13 protein-coding genes are annotated in these 17,419 nt (G+C 62.5%); 9 read left to right on the top strand and 4 right to left on the bottom strand.

Translation table 11 applies throughout. The features are described 5' to 3' along the window. Window positions 1-167 precede the first annotated feature (167 nt). Window positions 168-4,025 carry a hypothetical protein gene (locus tag SGJ19_25640; GenBank protein ID MDZ4783645.1) on the top strand — a complete coding sequence of 1,286 codons (3,858 nt, stop codon included), beginning with the start codon at window positions 168-170 and terminating at the stop codon, window positions 4,023-4,025. Between the two features lie 19 nt (window positions 4,026-4,044). Here SGJ19_25640 and SGJ19_25635 read toward each other — a convergent pair whose 3' ends face one another. Continuing rightward, a complete protein-coding gene (locus tag SGJ19_25635; GenBank protein ID MDZ4783644.1) occupies window positions 4,045-4,857 on the bottom strand; it encodes a YdjY domain-containing protein in 813 nt (270 codons plus the stop codon). 125 nt (window positions 4,858-4,982) lie between these two features. Here SGJ19_25635 and SGJ19_25630 point away from each other — a divergent pair, with 125 nt between their 5' ends. The 5 genes from SGJ19_25630 to nadB all read left to right on the top strand — a co-directional run bounded on the left by SGJ19_25630 (window position 4,983) and on the right by nadB (window position 11,952). Beyond that, window positions 4,983-6,812 carry a hypothetical protein gene (locus SGJ19_25630; GenBank protein ID MDZ4783643.1) on the top strand — a complete coding sequence of 610 codons (1,830 nt, stop codon included), beginning with the start codon at window positions 4,983-4,985 and terminating at the stop codon, window positions 6,810-6,812. Between the two features lie 40 nt (window positions 6,813-6,852). After that, window positions 6,853-7,548 (top strand): YggS family pyridoxal phosphate-dependent enzyme, encoded by a 696-nt coding sequence (locus tag SGJ19_25625; GenBank protein ID MDZ4783642.1) that lies wholly within the window; start codon window positions 6,853-6,855, stop codon window positions 7,546-7,548. Beyond that, window positions 7,545-7,847, top strand: coding sequence for a DUF167 domain-containing protein (locus SGJ19_25620; GenBank protein MDZ4783641.1), 303 nt, complete (start codon window positions 7,545-7,547; stop codon window positions 7,845-7,847). Before SGJ19_25625 ends, SGJ19_25620 begins: the two co-directional genes overlap by 4 nt. Before the next feature lie 166 nt (window positions 7,848-8,013). Then, window positions 8,014-9,936, top strand: a complete 1,923-nt coding sequence (locus SGJ19_25615; protein MDZ4783640.1) for a DUF4129 domain-containing protein — start codon at window positions 8,014-8,016, stop codon at window positions 9,934-9,936. Window positions 9,937-10,344: 408 nt separating this feature from the next. Beyond that, window positions 10,345-11,952 carry an L-aspartate oxidase gene (gene nadB, locus SGJ19_25610; GenBank protein MDZ4783639.1) on the top strand — a complete coding sequence of 536 codons (1,608 nt, stop codon included), beginning with the start codon at window positions 10,345-10,347 and terminating at the stop codon, window positions 11,950-11,952. A 233-nt stretch (window positions 11,953-12,185) separates the two neighbouring features. Here the strand turns inward: nadB and SGJ19_25605 are convergent, their stop codons facing one another. Then, window positions 12,186-13,970: a 30S ribosomal protein S1 gene (locus SGJ19_25605; protein ID MDZ4783638.1), complete on the bottom strand. Its 1,785-nt coding sequence runs from the start codon at window positions 13,968-13,970 to the stop codon at window positions 12,186-12,188. A gap of 463 nt (window positions 13,971-14,433) precedes the next feature. Here SGJ19_25605 and proC point away from each other — a divergent pair, with 463 nt between their 5' ends. Genes proC through SGJ19_25590 form a run of 3 tightly spaced genes read left to right on the top strand, consistent with a single transcriptional unit; the run spans window position 14,434 to window position 16,054 of the window. Beyond that, a complete protein-coding gene (gene proC, locus SGJ19_25600) occupies window positions 14,434-15,270 on the top strand; it encodes a pyrroline-5-carboxylate reductase (GenBank protein MDZ4783637.1) in 837 nt (278 codons plus the stop codon). A gap of 5 nt (window positions 15,271-15,275) precedes the next feature. Next, window positions 15,276-15,518 (top strand): hypothetical protein, encoded by a 243-nt coding sequence (locus SGJ19_25595; protein MDZ4783636.1) that lies wholly within the window; start codon window positions 15,276-15,278, stop codon window positions 15,516-15,518. 53 nt (window positions 15,519-15,571) lie between these two features. Beyond that, window positions 15,572-16,054, top strand: a complete 483-nt coding sequence (locus SGJ19_25590) for a hypothetical protein (protein ID MDZ4783635.1) — start codon at window positions 15,572-15,574, stop codon at window positions 16,052-16,054. 134 nt (window positions 16,055-16,188) lie between these two features. Here SGJ19_25590 and SGJ19_25585 read toward each other — a convergent pair whose 3' ends face one another. Together SGJ19_25585 and SGJ19_25580 are read right to left on the bottom strand one after the other, a co-directional pair. Further along, a complete protein-coding gene (locus tag SGJ19_25585; protein ID MDZ4783634.1) occupies window positions 16,189-16,749 on the bottom strand; it encodes an HDIG domain-containing protein in 561 nt (186 codons plus the stop codon). A gap of 172 nt (window positions 16,750-16,921) precedes the next feature. Further along, complete coding sequence (locus SGJ19_25580; GenBank protein ID MDZ4783633.1) at window positions 16,922-17,161, bottom strand: hypothetical protein; 240 nt, start codon at window positions 17,159-17,161, stop codon at window positions 16,922-16,924. Window positions 17,162-17,419 lie beyond the last annotated feature (258 nt).

The raw sequence follows: 17,419 nt of genomic DNA, 5'->3' as shown, positions 1-17,419 counted from the left end.
GTCCTTGAAGCGCAATTCGATTCTCTCCAAGTCGTTCGTGCTTTTCGTGTCGTTCGTGGTTGCCATCTCCCATGGACGGAAAAGATTCGTAGAACAACAAAGTCACAGACGTCGGCTACAGAAATATGAACGCTCCATCAAGAACGACTCGACTAAGAAACATCGCCTTGTTGGCGACCGTGGCGTCGCTGGCGACCGTCGTCGTCTGGGGACGCGAACCGGTCCAGCGCGATCCGCGCGTTCGCCCGACGACGTTCGAGTCGCGCGACAATGCGCCTGTTAGGTTGCCGGCAGCCCCGCGCGCCACCTATACGCCGGGTCTCGAAGATTGCGAAGCCTATCCCTTGCCGCCGGAGCTACAGGGCATCGATCTCGCCCGGCAAACTCCCGACGAAGCACACGAAAAAAGCTGGGGCTGCATTCAATGTCACGAGAACACGGGCGACCCGCATAGTAAGCGTACCGTCAAGCTCGGCTGCATCGACTGCCACGGCGGCGATCCCATGGCCACGTCGAAAGCAGCCGCGCACGTGCTCCCACTGTTCCCCGACGCCTGGGTCACGTCCGGCAATCCGGTCCGCTCCTACACGCTGCTGAATCACGAGCGCCCGGAATTCGTGCGGTTCGTCAATCCCGGCGACTTGCGAATCGCGCACCTGAGTTGCGGTACGACGAATTGCCATCCCAAGGAAACGCTCGCCACGCGCAAGAGCATGATGACACATGGCGCGATGCTCTGGGGCGCCGCGCTCTACAACAACGGCTCAGTTCCCCACAAATGGCCGCGCTACGGCGAAAGCTACAGCATGAACGGGGTCGCGCAGCGGCTGCAAACCGTCCCTTCGCCGACGCCGGAGGAAACCGCGCGCAAGGGGATCCTCCCATATCTCGATCCGCTGCCGCGCTATGAAATTACGCAGCCTGGCAACGTGCTGCGCATCTTCGAGCGCGGCGGGCGCTTCCGCGCCGAAACCGGCTTGCCCGAGCGGCTCGAAGAACCCGGGCGTCCGCGCGAGCGACTGAGTATCCGTGGCCTGGGCACGGAGAATCGCACCGATCCCGTGTTCATCGGCTTGCAAAAGACGCGGCTGCTCGATCCCACGCTGAATTTTCTCGGCACCAACGACCATCCCGGCGACTATCGCTCCAGCGGTTGCACGGCCTGCCACATGGTCTACGCCAACGATCGCTCGCCCGTCCATTCCGGGCCGTATGCTCGCGCCGGGCACTTAGGCATGAGTTGCAATCCCGATCCGATGATCCCCAAAGGCGAGCGCGGCCATCCCATCGATCACAAGTTCACAACCGGCGTCCCGACCAGCCAGTGTATTACCTGTCATGTGCATCCCGGCACGAACGTGATGAACAGCTACCTTGGCTTCACCTGGTGGGACAATGAAATTGACGGCGAATTGATGTACCCGGCGCGGCAAAAGAACCCCAGCGCCGAGGAACAAGTCCAAGCGTCGATGAACAATCCGGACGAAGCGTCGCTGCGCGGCAACTGGTCTGACCCCGGTTTCCTTGAACGATCGAGCGAATTGAATCCCCAACTACGTCACACGCAGTTCGCCGATTTCCACGGGCACGGCTGGATTTTCCGCGCGGTGTTCAAGAAAGATCGTCGCGGCAATCTCTTGGATCACAAGGAAGAAGTCGTCCCGCCGCACGAGCCGGAGCTCTTGCAAGCGGCGATGGCGCCGCCGACGCGCGTCGAACAGCAATGCGGCAAAGCCCGCGACGGCGTGCCGGTTCATCTGATGGATATCCACCTCGAAAAAGGCATGCACTGCGTCGATTGCCATTTCCACCAGGATGTACATGGCAACACGAAGCTCTACGGCGAGGTCCGCGCCGCGATCGAAATCGCCTGCATCGATTGCCATGGCACGGTCAACGGCCGCGCGAACCTGATCACTTCCGGCCCCGCTGCGCCGGAAGGGGGCACGAATTTGCGCAAATTCCGCACGCCCTCCGGCAAGCCGCGCTTCGAGGATCGCGGCAATGTCATCGTGCAAAACTCGATGGTCGACGAAACACTGTCCTGGGAAATCACCCAGGTCCGCGACACCATCACGCCCGGCAGCAAGGATTTCAACGCTAAAGCGCTCTTGGCGAAGACCGTGCGGTTCGACGCCCAAGGCCAGATGGTCTACGGCGAGCCGAAACCCGGCGAGCATTGTGCGCACGACAACAACTCGATGAACTGCATCGCCTGCCATAGCTCTTGGAACCCGAGTTGCTACGGCTGCCATCTGCCGCAAAAGGCGAATGTCAAGTCGCCGCTCCTGCACGGCGAAGGGGACGTGGCGCGGAACTATGTGTCGTACAACTTCCAAACATTGCGCGACGAAGTCTACATGCTCGCCAAGGACGGCGACGTGACCGGCAACAAGATCGGCCCGGCGCGGTCCAGCTGCGCGGTGCATGTAGGCTCTTACAACGGCAATCGCGAATCGATTTACGTCCAGCAGCAAACCATCTCTGGAGACGGCCTGAGCGGCATCGCCTTCAGCACGAACGTCCCGCACACCGTCCGCGGCGCGGGCGAAACCAAGCTGTGCAACGACTGCCATCTCGATCGCCAGAACAACAATAACGCGATCATGGCGCAGCTCCTCATGCAAGGCACGAACTTCGTCAACTTCATGGGCCGCTATTGTTACGTCGGCGCCGGCGAGCACGGCTTCGAGGCCGTCGTCGTCACCGAACGCGAAGAACCCCAGGCCGTGATCGGCAGCACGTTGCACCGGATGGCCTATCCGGACAATCACCGAGAACACGTCGAGCGTGGCGCGGAATTGGAGCACGCCCACGAGCATCCCGGCAAGGACATCGGCGACACGCTATTGCGCCCGCTCTCGAAGCCGGAAATCCTCGCGCTGCAAATGCGCGGCGAGTTCCTCTACGCGGCCTGCGGCGAAGGAGGCCTGCGCGTATTCGACGTGGCCTTCATCGACCACAAGGCCTTCTCCGAACGGATCACCACCGCGCCGGTTTCGCCGCTAGGACAACGCCTCTATGTCCGCACGCAGTATGCGACGTCGGTCGTCGCGCCGACGACGATCGCCCCCGATCCCACGCGTATCCAACATCCTGAAAATCGGGAAACGCCGATCGCCGGCCACTACGGCAACATCTATGTCACCGACAAATACGAGGGCCTGATCATCGTCGGCGTCGGCACCCTGCTGGACGGCAATCCCACGAACAACTTCCTCCGCCGCGAATCTACCTTCAATCCCGACGGCATTCTCAACGGCGCGCGGAACATCACCATCGCGGGCGAGTACGCCTACATTTGCTGTGATGTCGGCGTCGTCGTGGTTTCGATCGCGGATAGCCAATGCCCCACGGTCGTCGCCGTGCTGGACCAGCAATTCGCCGATCAACCCACGGCCGTGGCGGTGCAGTTCCGTTACGCCTTCGTCACCGATAAGGTTGGCCTGCGCGTGTTCGACGTCACCGACCTCACTCGCCCGATCCCCGTTACCACGCTTCCGCTACCAGAAGCCAAGAACATCTACGTGGCACGGACGTATGCCTACATCTCCGGCGGCGAGCACGGACTGATCATCGTCGATGTGGAAAACCCCGCCGCGCCCCGCGTCGAGCAGTTCTACAACGCCGACGGCTGCATCAACGACCTGCACGACGTGAAACTAGGCATCACTAACAACAGCGAATTCGCGTATCTCGCCGACGGGCGCAATGGCCTTCGCGTCGTGCAACTCACGTCGCCGGAAACGCCCGGCATGATGGGCTTCAGCCCGCGCCCGGTGCCGACATTGGTCGCCACGCGCCGCCTGCCGCACGAAGGACATGCGCTCTGCATCGCCGAAGCGGTGGATCGCGATCGCGCGGTGGATGAATCCGGCCAACAAATCGCCGTCTTCGGCCGCGTCGGTGCGCGACCATTGAATTTCGCAGAGCAAAGAAAGCTCTACCTCCGCAACGGCAAACTCTGGACCGTCGTGAACGATCCCAGCGATCCGCAGTATCGCTATCTCGAACCGAAGCGATAGCCAGGCGCAATTTGATTATTTACGAAGCCGGTTTCGTCACGGGCTTCTTCACCGGCTTCTTCGCGGCGTCCTTATTCTTCTCTACTTTCGGCGTCAGCACCATCGTCACCGGCGTCCCTTGCTCCGGAATGCGATCCTTGAACGCCTCGAACAGCAGTGAGCCCGCCGACTGGGAACTCTCCGTCGGCAGGTCCAACATCGCGCTCGCGAAGTTGGAGACGCAAATAAAATCGCCGTCCTCGGCCAGATAGAATTTCTGTCCTGTCTTGTCGTCGGTCCAGAAGCCGCTCCCGGCGAACACCCAGTTCTGGGTCATTTCCTTTTGCGTACGAATATCGCGAACCCAGTCTTGCGCTTTGGCCGTCTGCAGTTCTCCTTGTTTGTCGCGCCAATAAATGTCGATGGCCACCTCCGTCCCCGACGCCGGCCGAAACGTTGGCTGAAACTGCACCGGCTTACCGGCCTCGGCGCCGCAGGCCAACAGCGCCGCATGCACGACATAGGCCTTCGCCTCCACGGCCACGACCGATTCGTGTTCCTTCGTGCCGGCCAGGCAGGCAAACATTTCCAATTGCCCCTCGCGCAGACAAATCCGTCCCGCCATCACCAGCCGCTTCTTTTCCTGATCGAGCCAGACCTGGCTTTCCGGTTCCAGTAGCTTCAAGCCTTCGGTGTCGCCGGGCGGCAAAATCAGGCTCTTCACATCAGGCTTTTCCTCAGGGCGTTCTTGCGCCTGGGCCCAGGTGGCCGCACCGCACAGCAGCAAAAAAACCAAAGCCGCACGGCCCAGCGGAACTGTCGACAAGTTTTCCACATTTCGGCTGCGCAACATGTTGAGAGTTCCTTCGTGAATCGCGGTGGCGCGGCCAGGGGGGCGAAATGCCGTCCGGCACGTGTTAAGATATCGCCGGCCCACCCATCAGGTAAAGTGCGGCGCCCTCCTTGAATGTACGATCCATGGCTGTATCGCTTCGCTCCGGCAAGGCTGCCCCGATTGGTAACGGCGCGGCACATCCTCAACACCGCGCCTGGTCGCTCTGCGCACCGCGCCGCGTCTGCGACGCCGAAGACGTCCGCGTCTCCGGCAAAGGCTGGCGCGCCTGGGCCGAACATCTGCACGATCGCACCCGCCCCGGCAAGCTCAGCAAACTCTGGAAAGATCGCGCATCCCCGTTGCTTTGGGGCGCGGCCCCGCACGACCTCGGGCCGGACACCGCGGCGCTGCTGGTCCGCCTGCACGACTTCGCGCGCAAGAAAGGCCGTCTCGCCGGTCACGTCGAAGGCGAGTTGAAAACCTGGCTCGACGCCGCGCGCGCCGCGCCGCGCAACGTGGCGCTCGGGCTCGAAGCCATCGCCTGGACCATGGTGTTGCCGCGCTTGGCCGGCACCGCGTCGCCGAGCTTGTGGTGGGACGCCTGGGAATTCCTGGTCGAACTGGCGATGGCCCCGGTTCCGCCGGCTGGCGAAGACCACTTGATCACGCAACTCCTCAGCGCCGAGTTGCCCTTGGCCCTGGCGTTTCAGTTTCCCGAATTAGCCGTCAGCGGACAGCTCGCCGAACAATCCCGGCAGACGCTTGACGAAGGCTGCCGGCTCGCCCTCGATAGCCAAGGGCTCTGCGCCGCGAGCGAGTTAACGTCGTTGCGCCGCATACTCGCGTGTTGGACGCGCACGTTTAGCTTGGGACAAGGCGTCGATCGCTCTTTCTGGGCGCCCCACGTCGGCAAGCGGCTGCATCACGTCTACACGCAACTCTTGCACTGGTCGCGGCGCGATGGTTCCGCCGTGCTCGATGCCAATGGCTCGTTACGCGTCGAACCGCAATTCATGGAATGGCTCGGCGCACTGTTCGGATCGCGCAAGAATGCACGTCTCGCCGGACTGTGGCTGCCGCACTATCGCAACAAATTGAACGTGGCCGCCAAACCCAAGTCACGCGGCAAACTGCCCGACCCGGCCGTGCATTCCGAGTGGTCGCAGGCCTCGCTACTGCGTGCCGATTGGTCGCGCAACGCCGCGAGCCTCGCCATCTTGTGGAACGATCCTACGCCCACCATGGAACTCTCGCTCGGGTCCGAGGTGATCGCCTCGGGTGAGTGGCAGACCGAAATCCGCCGCGACGGCGAACCGCTGTCACTCGACAAACCATGGGAAGAGGTCTGCTGGGTCAGCGACGACGAAGCGATCTATCTCGAACTCGAAAAGCAACTCGCGCCGGGCGTTACACTGCAGCGGCAAGTACTCCTCGCGCGCGACGACCGCTTCCTCTTGATCGCCGACGCCATCCAGGGCACGACCGGTGCGCTCTGGGACTACAGCACCACGCTTCCGCTGTTGCCCCATGCGGCCTTTGAGCCAGCCAGCGAAACCACCGAAGGCATGCTGCACACCCGCGGCGGGGCCTATCAAGTGTTTCCGCTTGCGCTGCCGGAATGGCGCACCGCGGCCCGCGGCGACGAACTGTCGCAGACTTCTGGCGGACTGACGCTCCGCCAGCACGCGTCCGGAACCAGCATGTTCGTCCCGCTCTGGATCGACCTCGATCCCCGTCGCCAAAGCGCCCCGTACACCTGGCGGCAACTCACCGTGGCCGAAGACCGCGTCATCCTGTCGCGCGACCGCGCCGTCGGCTATCGCGTGCAGATCGGCAAAAAGCAATGGTTGATCTACCGCTCGCTCGGCGACAAAGGCAACCGCACGTTGCTCGGCCACAACCTGATCTCCGACTACCTGGTGGCCCAATTCAACCGCGACGGCCTCGTCGACACGCTCGTGGAAATCGAATAGCGGCTCATGCGCCAGGTCTCGCGGCAAGTATGATGGAGCGATGGATTCCTCCGCGCGCCTGAAACAAAACCTCGACGAAGTCCAGGAACGCATCGCCGCGGCGGCTCAGCGCTCCGGCCGCCGCGCCGCGGAAATCACGCTAATCGGCGTGACCAAATACGTCTCCGACGCCCTCACGCGGCAGCTTTTCGATTTCGGCTGCCACGATCTTGGCGAAAGCCGGCCACAATCCTTGTGGGGCAAGGCGGAAGACATACCCGGCGCGCGGTGGCATCTGATCGGCCACCTGCAACGCAACAAGGTCCGCCGCACGTTGCCGTATCTTGCGCTGTTGCAATCGCTCGATAGTATTGCCCTCGCGCAAGGCGTCAGCACGGAGGCCGTGGCGATCGGCCGGCGTATCCCGGCGCTGTTGGAAGTGAAAATCGCCGCCGACGTCACGAAGCATGGCTTCCCGCCAGTGGAAGTTCGCGCCGCGATGGAAACGATCGCGGCGTTGCCAGGCATCGAGCTCCGCGGCCTGATGACGATGGCGTCGCTCGAAGGCGGCGTCGACGCGGCCCGCCGCGATTTCGCCGCGCTGCGTCAACTCCGCGATGCGCTGCTGCCGGATTGTCCCGCCGGAGTTTCATTGAATGAACTCTCAATGGGCATGAGCGGCGACTACGAAATCGCCATCGAGGAAGGCGCCACGATGATTCGCGTCGGCTCCGCCCTCTTCGAAGGTCTCGCATGAACGTCCGGCTGGAGCAACGCACCGAAGGCGTCATCCTCCCCGTCAAGGCCAGCCCCGGCGCGCGTGAAAACGCCCTCCGCGGCGTCCACGATGGTCAACTCAAAGTCTCCGTCACCGCCGCGCCGGAAAAAGGCAAAGCCAACAAGGCAATCATCGAAGTGCTGGCGCGAACGCTCGACCTTAAGCGCAGCCAAATCGAAATCATCGCCGGCGAAACCAGCAGCGAAAAGAAATTCCTGATCCGCGACTGCACCGCGGAAGACCTTGCCATCCGGCTCACGACGGCGCTCGCGCCATAGCGCCAACCAACATTGGAGCCGGAAGCGTCAGCGCCCGGAGGGCGCCCGCAACCGGCACAGCGTGCAAATTCTTCGACGCGAGATTCTCTCGTCCACTCCCCCTCGCTGGCGCGTCGGGCTAGTATGAGTAGGGGCGGGCTTGAGATCGGGCTGTTGGAAACACTCCATGCGCGGCACGCGGAACGAAATGACCTGGGCCGACTATCTGGCGGTCGCCGTGGCCCCGGTGTTGATCATGCTGCTCGTCGGTAGCCTGGTGTTCTTTCTCTCCGACGTTGGCTATGCGGGCGAATTCCCCGGCGTGATTCGCTGGGTGCTGTTCTGGTTTGTGTTCGGCTCCGTGATGCTGGCTCGCGTCAGCATTACGCAAGGCGTGGCGCACGCGTCGTTTCTCGGCCTGGGGCTGGCGCTCGCCACGATCGTGGTCTTGATCACGCTGGTGAGCAACGCCTTGATCGCTTGCCTCTTGATCGGCGTCGTCTGGTGGTGCGCCCATAAGCTCACTTGGAACTGCACGTTCATCGACGAAACGATCGATCCCAGCGCCGCCGGCCTGTTGGAAACCGCCGGCCAAGACGAGCGCTTAAAAGATCTTCGTATCGGCACGCGGAGCGCCGCGGAAAAAGTCTATGATCCCCTCTCGGAAGAAACCTTTCGCGCCGAGGCGGTCGCGCGGCGCAAGCTCGCCCCCTGGTGGAAGCGCGCTTGGAGCGCCATCACCGACCTGGAGCCCCGCGCTCACGCGCCAGGCTTGTCGGTGTTGTACTTCTCGCTGGCCGCGCTGCCGCTGTTCGGGTTTGGCCAATGGCTGATTCCGGCGCGCGATGATGGGCGTCAATCTTCGGCCTTCCGCTGGCTGACCATTTATCTGATGGCCGGCCTGGCGCTCCTGGCCATCACCAGCTTTCTCGGCATGCGCCGCTATTTGCGCCGCCGCACGCTAGAAATGCCCGCTGCCATGACCTCGGCCTGGGTTGGCGTCTCGGCGGCGCTCATCGCGGCGCTCTTGATCGGTGGCATGTTGCTCCCGCTCCCCGGCGCGCAAAGCGATTTATCCGTCGCGTTCCGCGACCGCGTCCTGGGCTCACCGGAGCGCGAAGCATCGAAGGTCGCGCCCGTCAAGTTCGACGGCGCCGAATCCGACGATCCCGACGCGTCGCGCACCTCGGAGGGAGAGAAATCAGAGGACCAACAACCCTCGGAAAACAACTCGCAAGAACCCGGCGGCCAGCCCGACAAGCAAGGCGAAGCCTCCACCGACCAACAGAGCGAAGCAAGCGAGGCATCGGGATCATCAAGCGAAGTCGCTGGCGAACAGAGCGGCAATTCCGACTCACAACAGTCCGGCAACGAACCATCTGATTCATCGGATGACGCCTCGTCGTCCGACCAGCAGCAACAGCAGCAACAGCAGCAACAGCAGCAGGATCAGGATCAGTCCAAGTCCTCCGACGACGCCAATTCTCCGTCAAAGCAAAATCCCGCGCAATCCGGGCAGCAGGGTAGCCCGCCACCAACGCCGCCTGCGCACCCGCCGACGCCGCCGAATCCATTGGGCGCGCTCGGTTCGGTACTACGCCCGCTCATCTGGATCGCCATTATCGTCGCCGCTCTAATTCTCGCCGTCGTGTTCCGCCATCAGATCATCGCCTTCCTCCGCGAGATCGCCGAAATCTGGCGCGGCATCTGGCAACTTGCTTTTCCGCCGCGCGCGAAAGTGGTCGAAGAAGCGGTCGCGCCCAAAGAGCTTTCGCGTCCGTTCGCCAGCTTTGCGAACCCCTTCCGGGACGGCCGCGCGCAACGGGCTTCGCCGGACGAACTGGTCAAATACTCCTTCGCGGCCCTGGCCGCCTGGTCCTACGAGCAAGGCGCCCCGAAGCTGCCGGACGAAACGCCGCTCGAATTCGCCGCCCGCGCCTCGCGGCAATTCCCTGAGCTCGGCCAAGACGCGAACCGCCTCGCCGGCTGGCTGGCCCGTAGTCTCTACGCGCGGCAGCTTCCCACCAACGAATGCCTCGAAACTGTAAGAAACCTTTGGAACACGTTCGAAGTCCCCTCACAGCAAGGCTTGGCGGCCGCTAGTCGATGACTGCTAAAATGCAAACGCTGTTGTGGCACGGTCTCCCGACCATTGGTATCTACACAGCTCGGAAGGAACCACGAAAAGCACGAAAGGCAGGAAAGTTTGGGATGTTTGGCAAACTTGCGGCGGCCAATTGAAGGCAGATCGACTAGCCGACGTCCCTTTGGCACTTCCAGCTCAATCCAATACTCGACGAGACGTTCGTGCCTTTCGTGTTTTTCGTGGTTACTTCCGGATGCCCGGAAAAAGTTGTGTAGATGCCAATGGTCTCCCGACCGTGCCACGCCGGGCCTGGCGATGTCTGGAATTGGAGGCCTTCGGTCGAACCGGTGGCACGGTCGGGAGACCGTGCCACAACGAAAAAAGCGTAACCCCGTGCGTCCTCCATGTTCTCCGTGACCTCCGTGGTAAAAAATGTCCGACCCCGTCCCGCGTTACCTGGTGCCGTTTCATCCCAAGAAGCAGCCGCATCATTTCACTGATGTGCTGATCATCGGCGGCGGCCTGGCGGGCTTGCGCGCGGCGCTCGCGGTCGATCCCGCGCTCAATGTCGTGGTGATCACCAAGGAAGGCATTCAGCAATCCAATAGCAACTACGCCCAAGGGGGCATCGCCGGCGTGCTGGATCCCGAGGACCGCTTCGAGGATCACATCGCCGACACGCTCACCGCCGGCGGAAGTCTCTGCGATCGCGAAGTCGTCGACTTCGTCGTCCGCGAGGCGCCGATTCGCATCAACGAGTTGATTCACTGGGGCACCCGTTTCGATTCCGACCACGGCGAGCTCACGCTCGGCCGCGAAGGCGGACACAGCCAGAATCGCATCGTGCATGCCCTCGGCGACGCCACGGGCCGCGAAGTGATGCGCGCGGTCATCGAACAAGCGTCGAAACTGAAAAACGTCCACGCTTGGCAAAACACCTTCACCCTCGACTTGCTCACGCACGACGGCGCCTGCCGCGGCGCGCTCGTCTGGAACGCCCACCACGGCAAAACGCTCGTCTGGGCCAAGCAAACCATTCTCTGCACCGGTGGTTGCGGCCAGGTCTATCGCGAGACCACGAATCCCCCGGTCGCCACCGGCGACGGCCACGCCATGGCCTATCGCGCCGGGGCGGAACTGCGCGACATGGAGTTCATGCAGTTTCACCCGACGGTGCTCTACATCGCCGGTAGCAGCCGCAGCCTGATCACCGAGGCCATGCGCGGCGAAGGCGCCTGGCTCGTCGATCGGCACGGGCATCGCTTCATGCCCGACTACGACCCGCGCTTGGAGCTCGCCCCGCGCGACGTCGTCAGTCAGGCCATCGTGGAACAGATGGAAAAGACCCGGCACCCCAACGTCTATCTCGATCTCACGCATCTCGATGGTGATTTCATCCGCCGCCGCTTTCCCGGCATCGCGGCCACCTGCGCGGAGTTCGGGCTGGACATCACGCGCGATCGCATTCCGGTCCGTCCCGGCGCGCACTACATGGTCGGCGGCGTCACCGTCGATCTCTACGGCCGCACCGCCATCGACGGTCTCTGGGCCGCCGGCGAGGTCACCTCCACTGGGCTACATGGCGCGAATCGCCTGGCGTCGAACAGCCTCCTGGAAGGCCTTGTTTACGGCGCACACGCTGGCGAAGGCGCATCGAAAGCCGCGGCTCGGATGCCGGACGCCTTCGCGGCCATCCCGCTGGAAAATCCCGTCGAAGTGGAGAGCCTCGAAGCGCTCGATCTCTCTGATATCCGCAACTCGCTTACCAGCCTGATGTGGCGCTCGGTGGGCGTCCGCCGCACCGGCGAGCAGCTCGCCGAAGCGCTCACCTCGATCGATCAATGGTGCCGCTACGTGCTGCGCCGGCAATTCAACGACCCCGCCGGCTGGCAACTGCAGAACATGCTTTGCATCGCGCGGCTCATGACCGCCGCCGCGCTGGAACGCCGCGAAAGCCGCGGCGTTCATCTCCGCAGCGACTACCGCGAAACCGACGACCAAAACTGGAACCGGCATTTGGGCTTCAAGCGAAACGCATAGAGCATCGTCGAAGATGATCTGTTGCGTCAGGCGCCAAAGTATTGGGTGCCACTGGCGGCTTGTCCGCCAGTGCCGGAGTTGACGTTGCTGTCCACGTCCTTTTCGCACTGGCGGACAAGCCGCCAGTGGCACCCCCCATCAATTTGTCCGGCGTGTTTAGATAGCCGGCCTAACAAAAAAAGCCGCTGAGTTCCAATACTTGGAACTCAGCGGCTTGATATTTTTCATCGCTGCTATTTAATGAGCGGCCCGCTTTCGCCGAGTCCGCCCTTGAGTTCTTCCGCGGCGGCGGCCTTGGCCTTGGACGGCTTATCGTCCTGTTCGATCGGATCGGCGGCTTCCTGTTCGCCGGACCAGTCGACTCGCTTGCGCGAGAGGCCGATCTTCCGTTCGTCGGCGTCGACGCGGAGGATCTTCACTTCCAACTCATCGCCGACCTTGCACACGTCTTCAGGGTTTTCGACCTTGTGGTCGGCCAACTCCGAGATGTGCAGCAAGCCTTCCAGGCCGTTTTCCAACCCGACGAACACGCCGAAGTTGGTGAGCTTGGTGACCTTGCCCGTCACGACCTGGCCCGACTGGTACTTGTTCGGGATGTCGGTTGCCCACGGGTCGTCGGACATCTGCTTGAGCCCGAGCGCGATGCGGCGGCGCTGCTGGTCGACGCTCAACACGCGGCAGGCGATCTTCTGCCCCTTCTCGACCATCTCGCTCGGATGGCTGATCTTGCGCGTCCACGACATATCGCTGACGTGCAACAGGCCGTCGATCCCTTCCTCGATCTCGATGAAGGCCCCGTAGTTGGTGAGGTTCCGCACCGTGCCCTCGACCGGCGTGCCCGGCGGGTAACGATCGGCCACCTTGTCCCACGGGTTCTCTTGCGTCTGCTTCATGCCCAAGGAGATTTCTTGCTTCTCCTTGTTGATGCCCAACACCACGACGTCGATTTCGTCGTCGATATGCACCAGCTCGTTCGGATGGCTGATCCGCTTGGTCCACGACATTTCGCTAATGTGGACCAGGCCCTCGATCCCTTCCTCGAGCTTGACGAAGGCCCCGTAGCTCATCACGTTCACCACGGTCCCGCGGATCACGCTGCCGACCGGGTATTTGCCTTCGACGTTCTCCCAGGGGCTGGCCGATTTCTGCTTGAGGCCGAGGGCGATCTTCTCGCGCTCCCGGTCGATGTGCAGAATCTGCACTTCGATTTCCTGGTCGATGTTGACCATCTCCGACGGGTGGCCGATGCGGCCCCAGCTCATGTCGGTGATGTGCAACAGGCCGTCAATGCCGCCCAAGTCGACGAACGCGCCGAACTCGGCCAGGTTCTTGACCGTGCCCTTGCGAATCTGTCCGACTTCGAGCGTCGACAGCAACTGCGATTTCTTTTCGGCCCGTTCCGTCTCGATCAGCGCGCGGCGGCTGACCACGATGTTGCGGCGCGTTTCGTCGATCTTCAGCACCAGGCATTGGATCGTGCGGCCGATGTAGTCCCCGATATCGGGCGGACGGCGGATATCCACCTGGCTGGCCGGTAGGAAGACGTTCACGCCGATATCGACCAGCAACCCGCCCTTGATCTTGCGGGTCACGGCGCCGGTGACCACGTCCCCTTCGTTCACGGTCTTCATGACCGCTTCCCACTTCTCGATCTTCTCGGCCTTCCGCTTGGAAAGCGCGATCATCCCGCTTTCCATCAGCGGCGAGGCGTCTTCGATCTCCTCGACGAGCACCTTGATCTTCATGCCCGGGACGGGCGGCTCGTCGGTCTCCTCCCACTCATTGAGCGGGATGGAGCCTTCGCTCTTGTAGCCGACGTCGACGATCACATGTTCGCCGTCGATGCGGAGGACTTTGCCCTCCACGATCCGATTAACGACGATATCTTGCTCGTCCCAATTGATGTTCTCGTCCCAGTCGAAGGCGTCCGGGTCATTGCCCTGCAGCGCCAGCGTCAGCTCGCTCTTCCACTCTTCTTCACTGAGATCGAGACCACGAATCAGGTTGCGATTAACCATGCTTTGAATTACACCCAACGCCTGAACCAGGAATGCCCGCGTCGAACACGCTCGACCGGGAAGTCAGCCGGGCGAATGCCGGCTCAGGAGAAGTTAAAGCCATCCACCCCCCGCAGCCGCCACCCCACGAGAGGGAGACGAAAAGGCCGCCAGGTGAAACCTCGAAATATAGCAAACCGGCATAAACCGGACAAGGCGACGTTGGGGGCGGGAAGTGGCCGGGAATGGAACGGAAACGCCATGGCCGACAACGAACTCGCTACCAAGGCCCAGGGAAGGCCGCCAAAGTCCTGGTCCGCGGAGTGGACTCCTTGGGCCTTCCTGGTCTGATCGCGATAAAGCGCAATGAAGTGTGGCAAGAACGCCCCGGCGACGACCGGCCGATTGTTCCGAACCGCGTCATGGCGTAGCATGGGACGACGGCCCCGGACGTGGGGCTGTTCCAACCACGTGCAGTTGCTGGGTGATCGCATTGGCCACGGTTCCAGGCATGGCGGATAAGCGGTTCGGATTCCTGGGCGCTGGACGCATGGCCACGGCGTTGGCGCAGGGCCTCGCCACGGCGGGATTGACCAGTCCCTCCAGTCTCATTGCCAGCGACCCGTTGCCGGCAGCACGCGAGGCCTTCGCTTCCACAACCGGCGGCGGCGCTTGTGAAACGAACGCCGAAGTCGTCTCAAAATCCGACGTCGTCGTGCTAGCCGTCAAGCCTCAGCACATGACCCAGGCCCTGGCCGACGTGCGCGACGCGATCACCGATCGCCATCTCGTCATCTCCATCGCCGCCGGAATCAAGCTCGCCACGATTGCCGCGGGTCTCCCGCGCGGACGGCTGGTGCGCGTGATGCCGAATACGCCTTGCCTGGTCGGCCAAGGAGCCAGCGCTTACTGTTTAGGGCGAAGCGCAACGGCAGAGGACGGTGCGCTGGTCGAACGGCTGCTCTCCGCAGTAGGTAAGTGCGTCCCCGTCGACGAAAAACTGCTCGACGCCGTGACCGGACTTTCAGGGTCGGGACCGGCTTATGCGTTCGTGATGATTGAAGCGCTGAGCGACGGCGGCGTCCGCATGGGGTTGCCGCGAAACGTCGCCACGCTGCTCGCCGCCCAGACCTTGCGCGGCGCGGCGGAGATGCTGATTACCTCGGGGGAACATCCCGGCGTGTTAAAAGATCAAGTCGCCAGCCCGGGCGGCACGACGATCGCCGGATTACAAGCTTTGGAAACGGGTGGAATTCGCGCAGCGCTGATGGCCGCCGTGGAAGCGGCGACGCTGCGCAGCGCGGAATTGGGAGGAGGTTGAATTCGATGTCGGTGTTCTTTCTGGTCGACGACAAGCACATTCCCGTCTATCGCATCATGTGGATTGCGGCCACGCCGCATTTCTGCGGTGCGCCCGAGTGCGAACAAGAGGGAGACTACGAAATCCGCCTGGAGCAAGGCGAGTCCGTGTGGGCTTCGCGCGAAGAGCGCGACGCGGCGCTGGCCGCCGTGGAAGCCTGGCAAGCGGAAATCGACCCCGGTCCCGATGACGAGGCGGAGTGGAATTAGCGCCGCCGTCGGCGCGATCGTCTTTTGAGTATCTTGGAAAAGGTTGCCCCACGATGTCATTGTTCGAGAATCACGAATATCGCTGGCGCGAAACGTATTTCGTGCTCTTCGAGCGGGCGAAGCGACCCACGCTGGACGAGTTCAAGGAGATGCTCGTCAAGCTGCCAGGGCATTTCAAGGTTTCGGCCGCCTCGGTGGAAGACGACAACCTGATCGAATCGGTCACCGTCGTCGCGCCCGAGGACAACGCCGCCCTCGACATCAGCTACGTCGACGGCGAGGAAGTCGTCGAGCAGGCCAACGAGTTGCAAGACCAGATCAAGCCGGGCGATGACGTGGAACGCCAAAAGCTGCGGATGCTCAATCGCGCCAGCGCGAGGCTCGACGTGATGCACTTTGAACACGTCAGCACGTTCGAAGCGGAAGAAGAAGAGGACGATCTGCTCGACCCCAGCGCGCTGTTGGTGATTCTCGACCACCTGGTCGAAATGACCGGCGGCATCGCCATCGACCCGCAGTCCGGCACGCTGCTCTAGGGTTATTCTCAGACTATTTTTCCGGGTGGCTGGGGTCGAATGTACTCATTCGCCCCCAGTGAAATAGCCTGGGGGCGAATGAGTACATTCGACCCCAGCCACCGAAACGGCTGCGTCGGCTTTGGAATAGGCTCTTAGCGCAACCCCAGCGTCGCGGCTGACGCCGCCATGGCGTCGATGCAGAACTGAATGTGTTCGGCAATGTCGACGCCGAGATCGGCCGCGCCGCGCGTGATGTCGTCGCGATTCACCGCGGCCGCGAAGTTCTTCGCCTTCAACTTCTTCTGCACGCTGGATACTTTTAGCCCAGCGAGTTTTTCGGGCCGAATCACCGCCACGGCCGTGATGAACCCGCACAGTTCGTCGCAGGCATACAGCGCTTTGTCCAAACGCGACACGCGCGGGCAATCGACCAGATAGTCGGCGTGCGACTTGATCGCGTAAATCACGTGCTCCGGATAGCCGCGCTCGCGCAGGATTTCCGCCCCGCGCAGCGGATGATCCGGTGGATTGGGCCAGCGTTCGTAGTCGAAGTCGTGCAGCAGCCCAACGACGCTCCAGGTCAATTCATCCTCACCGAACTTTCGCGCGTAGGCCGCCATCGCCGCCTCGACTGCCAGCATGTGCCGGCGCAGGCTCTCCGATTCGGTGTATTCAAAAACCAAGGCCAACGCGGCGTCACGGTCCAACGTCATGGCAATCACTTTGCGCTAAAATGCTGTTGCGCAGGGCCGAGCGTATCCGAGTCCGCGGCGAGGCGAAAGGTTCCGCCTCGCTGTCAGAAGTGGGGGCTTCGAGCGACTGCGGAAGTTTTACCGCGCGCCACGGCGCGGAGCTACCAGCGAGAAGATTCTGGGCACGTGCGGCTCAAGCCGTCGGCCGGCGGCAATGCTGGTAGGCGAGGATGATTTCGTAGAGGTCGGTCGAGATCGTCACTTCATCATTGGCGAAATCGCGCAGCCAAGTCCGTTTGCTCTGCACCGCGTCGGCCAGCAATGGGAGAATTTCGCCCAGGGGAACCGTAACCTGGTTCTCGCGCTGAGCCTCCGCGTGGTGCGTGGTCGGCGACTCCGGACCGTAATAAACGCGCAAACGAGCTCGCGACATGGACGCTTCCTTCCCTGGAATTCCGCTCGCGTAAGACCGCTATGCCGCCATGAGCGCAGCGCCCCACGGCGGCCGGCCACATTTCGACCTGCGCAAGAGTATCGGCGGATTGGACCGAGAAGATTAATCCGAGGATCGGGACCATAAGGGTCGATTGCGTTGTGGCCGCCATAACGGCAACGTGCGTTGTCGTGGCAAACTGGGTTGGCCCGATGCGCGAAGCGGTGCGGGCCTCGCCGCGACCCGGCAGGCGCGATG

The sequence above is a fragment of the Planctomycetia bacterium genome (assembly GCA_034440135.1).
GTDB lineage: Bacteria > Planctomycetota > Planctomycetia > Pirellulales > JALHLM01 > JALHLM01.
This window is presented reverse-complemented; position numbering and strand designations above follow the sequence as displayed.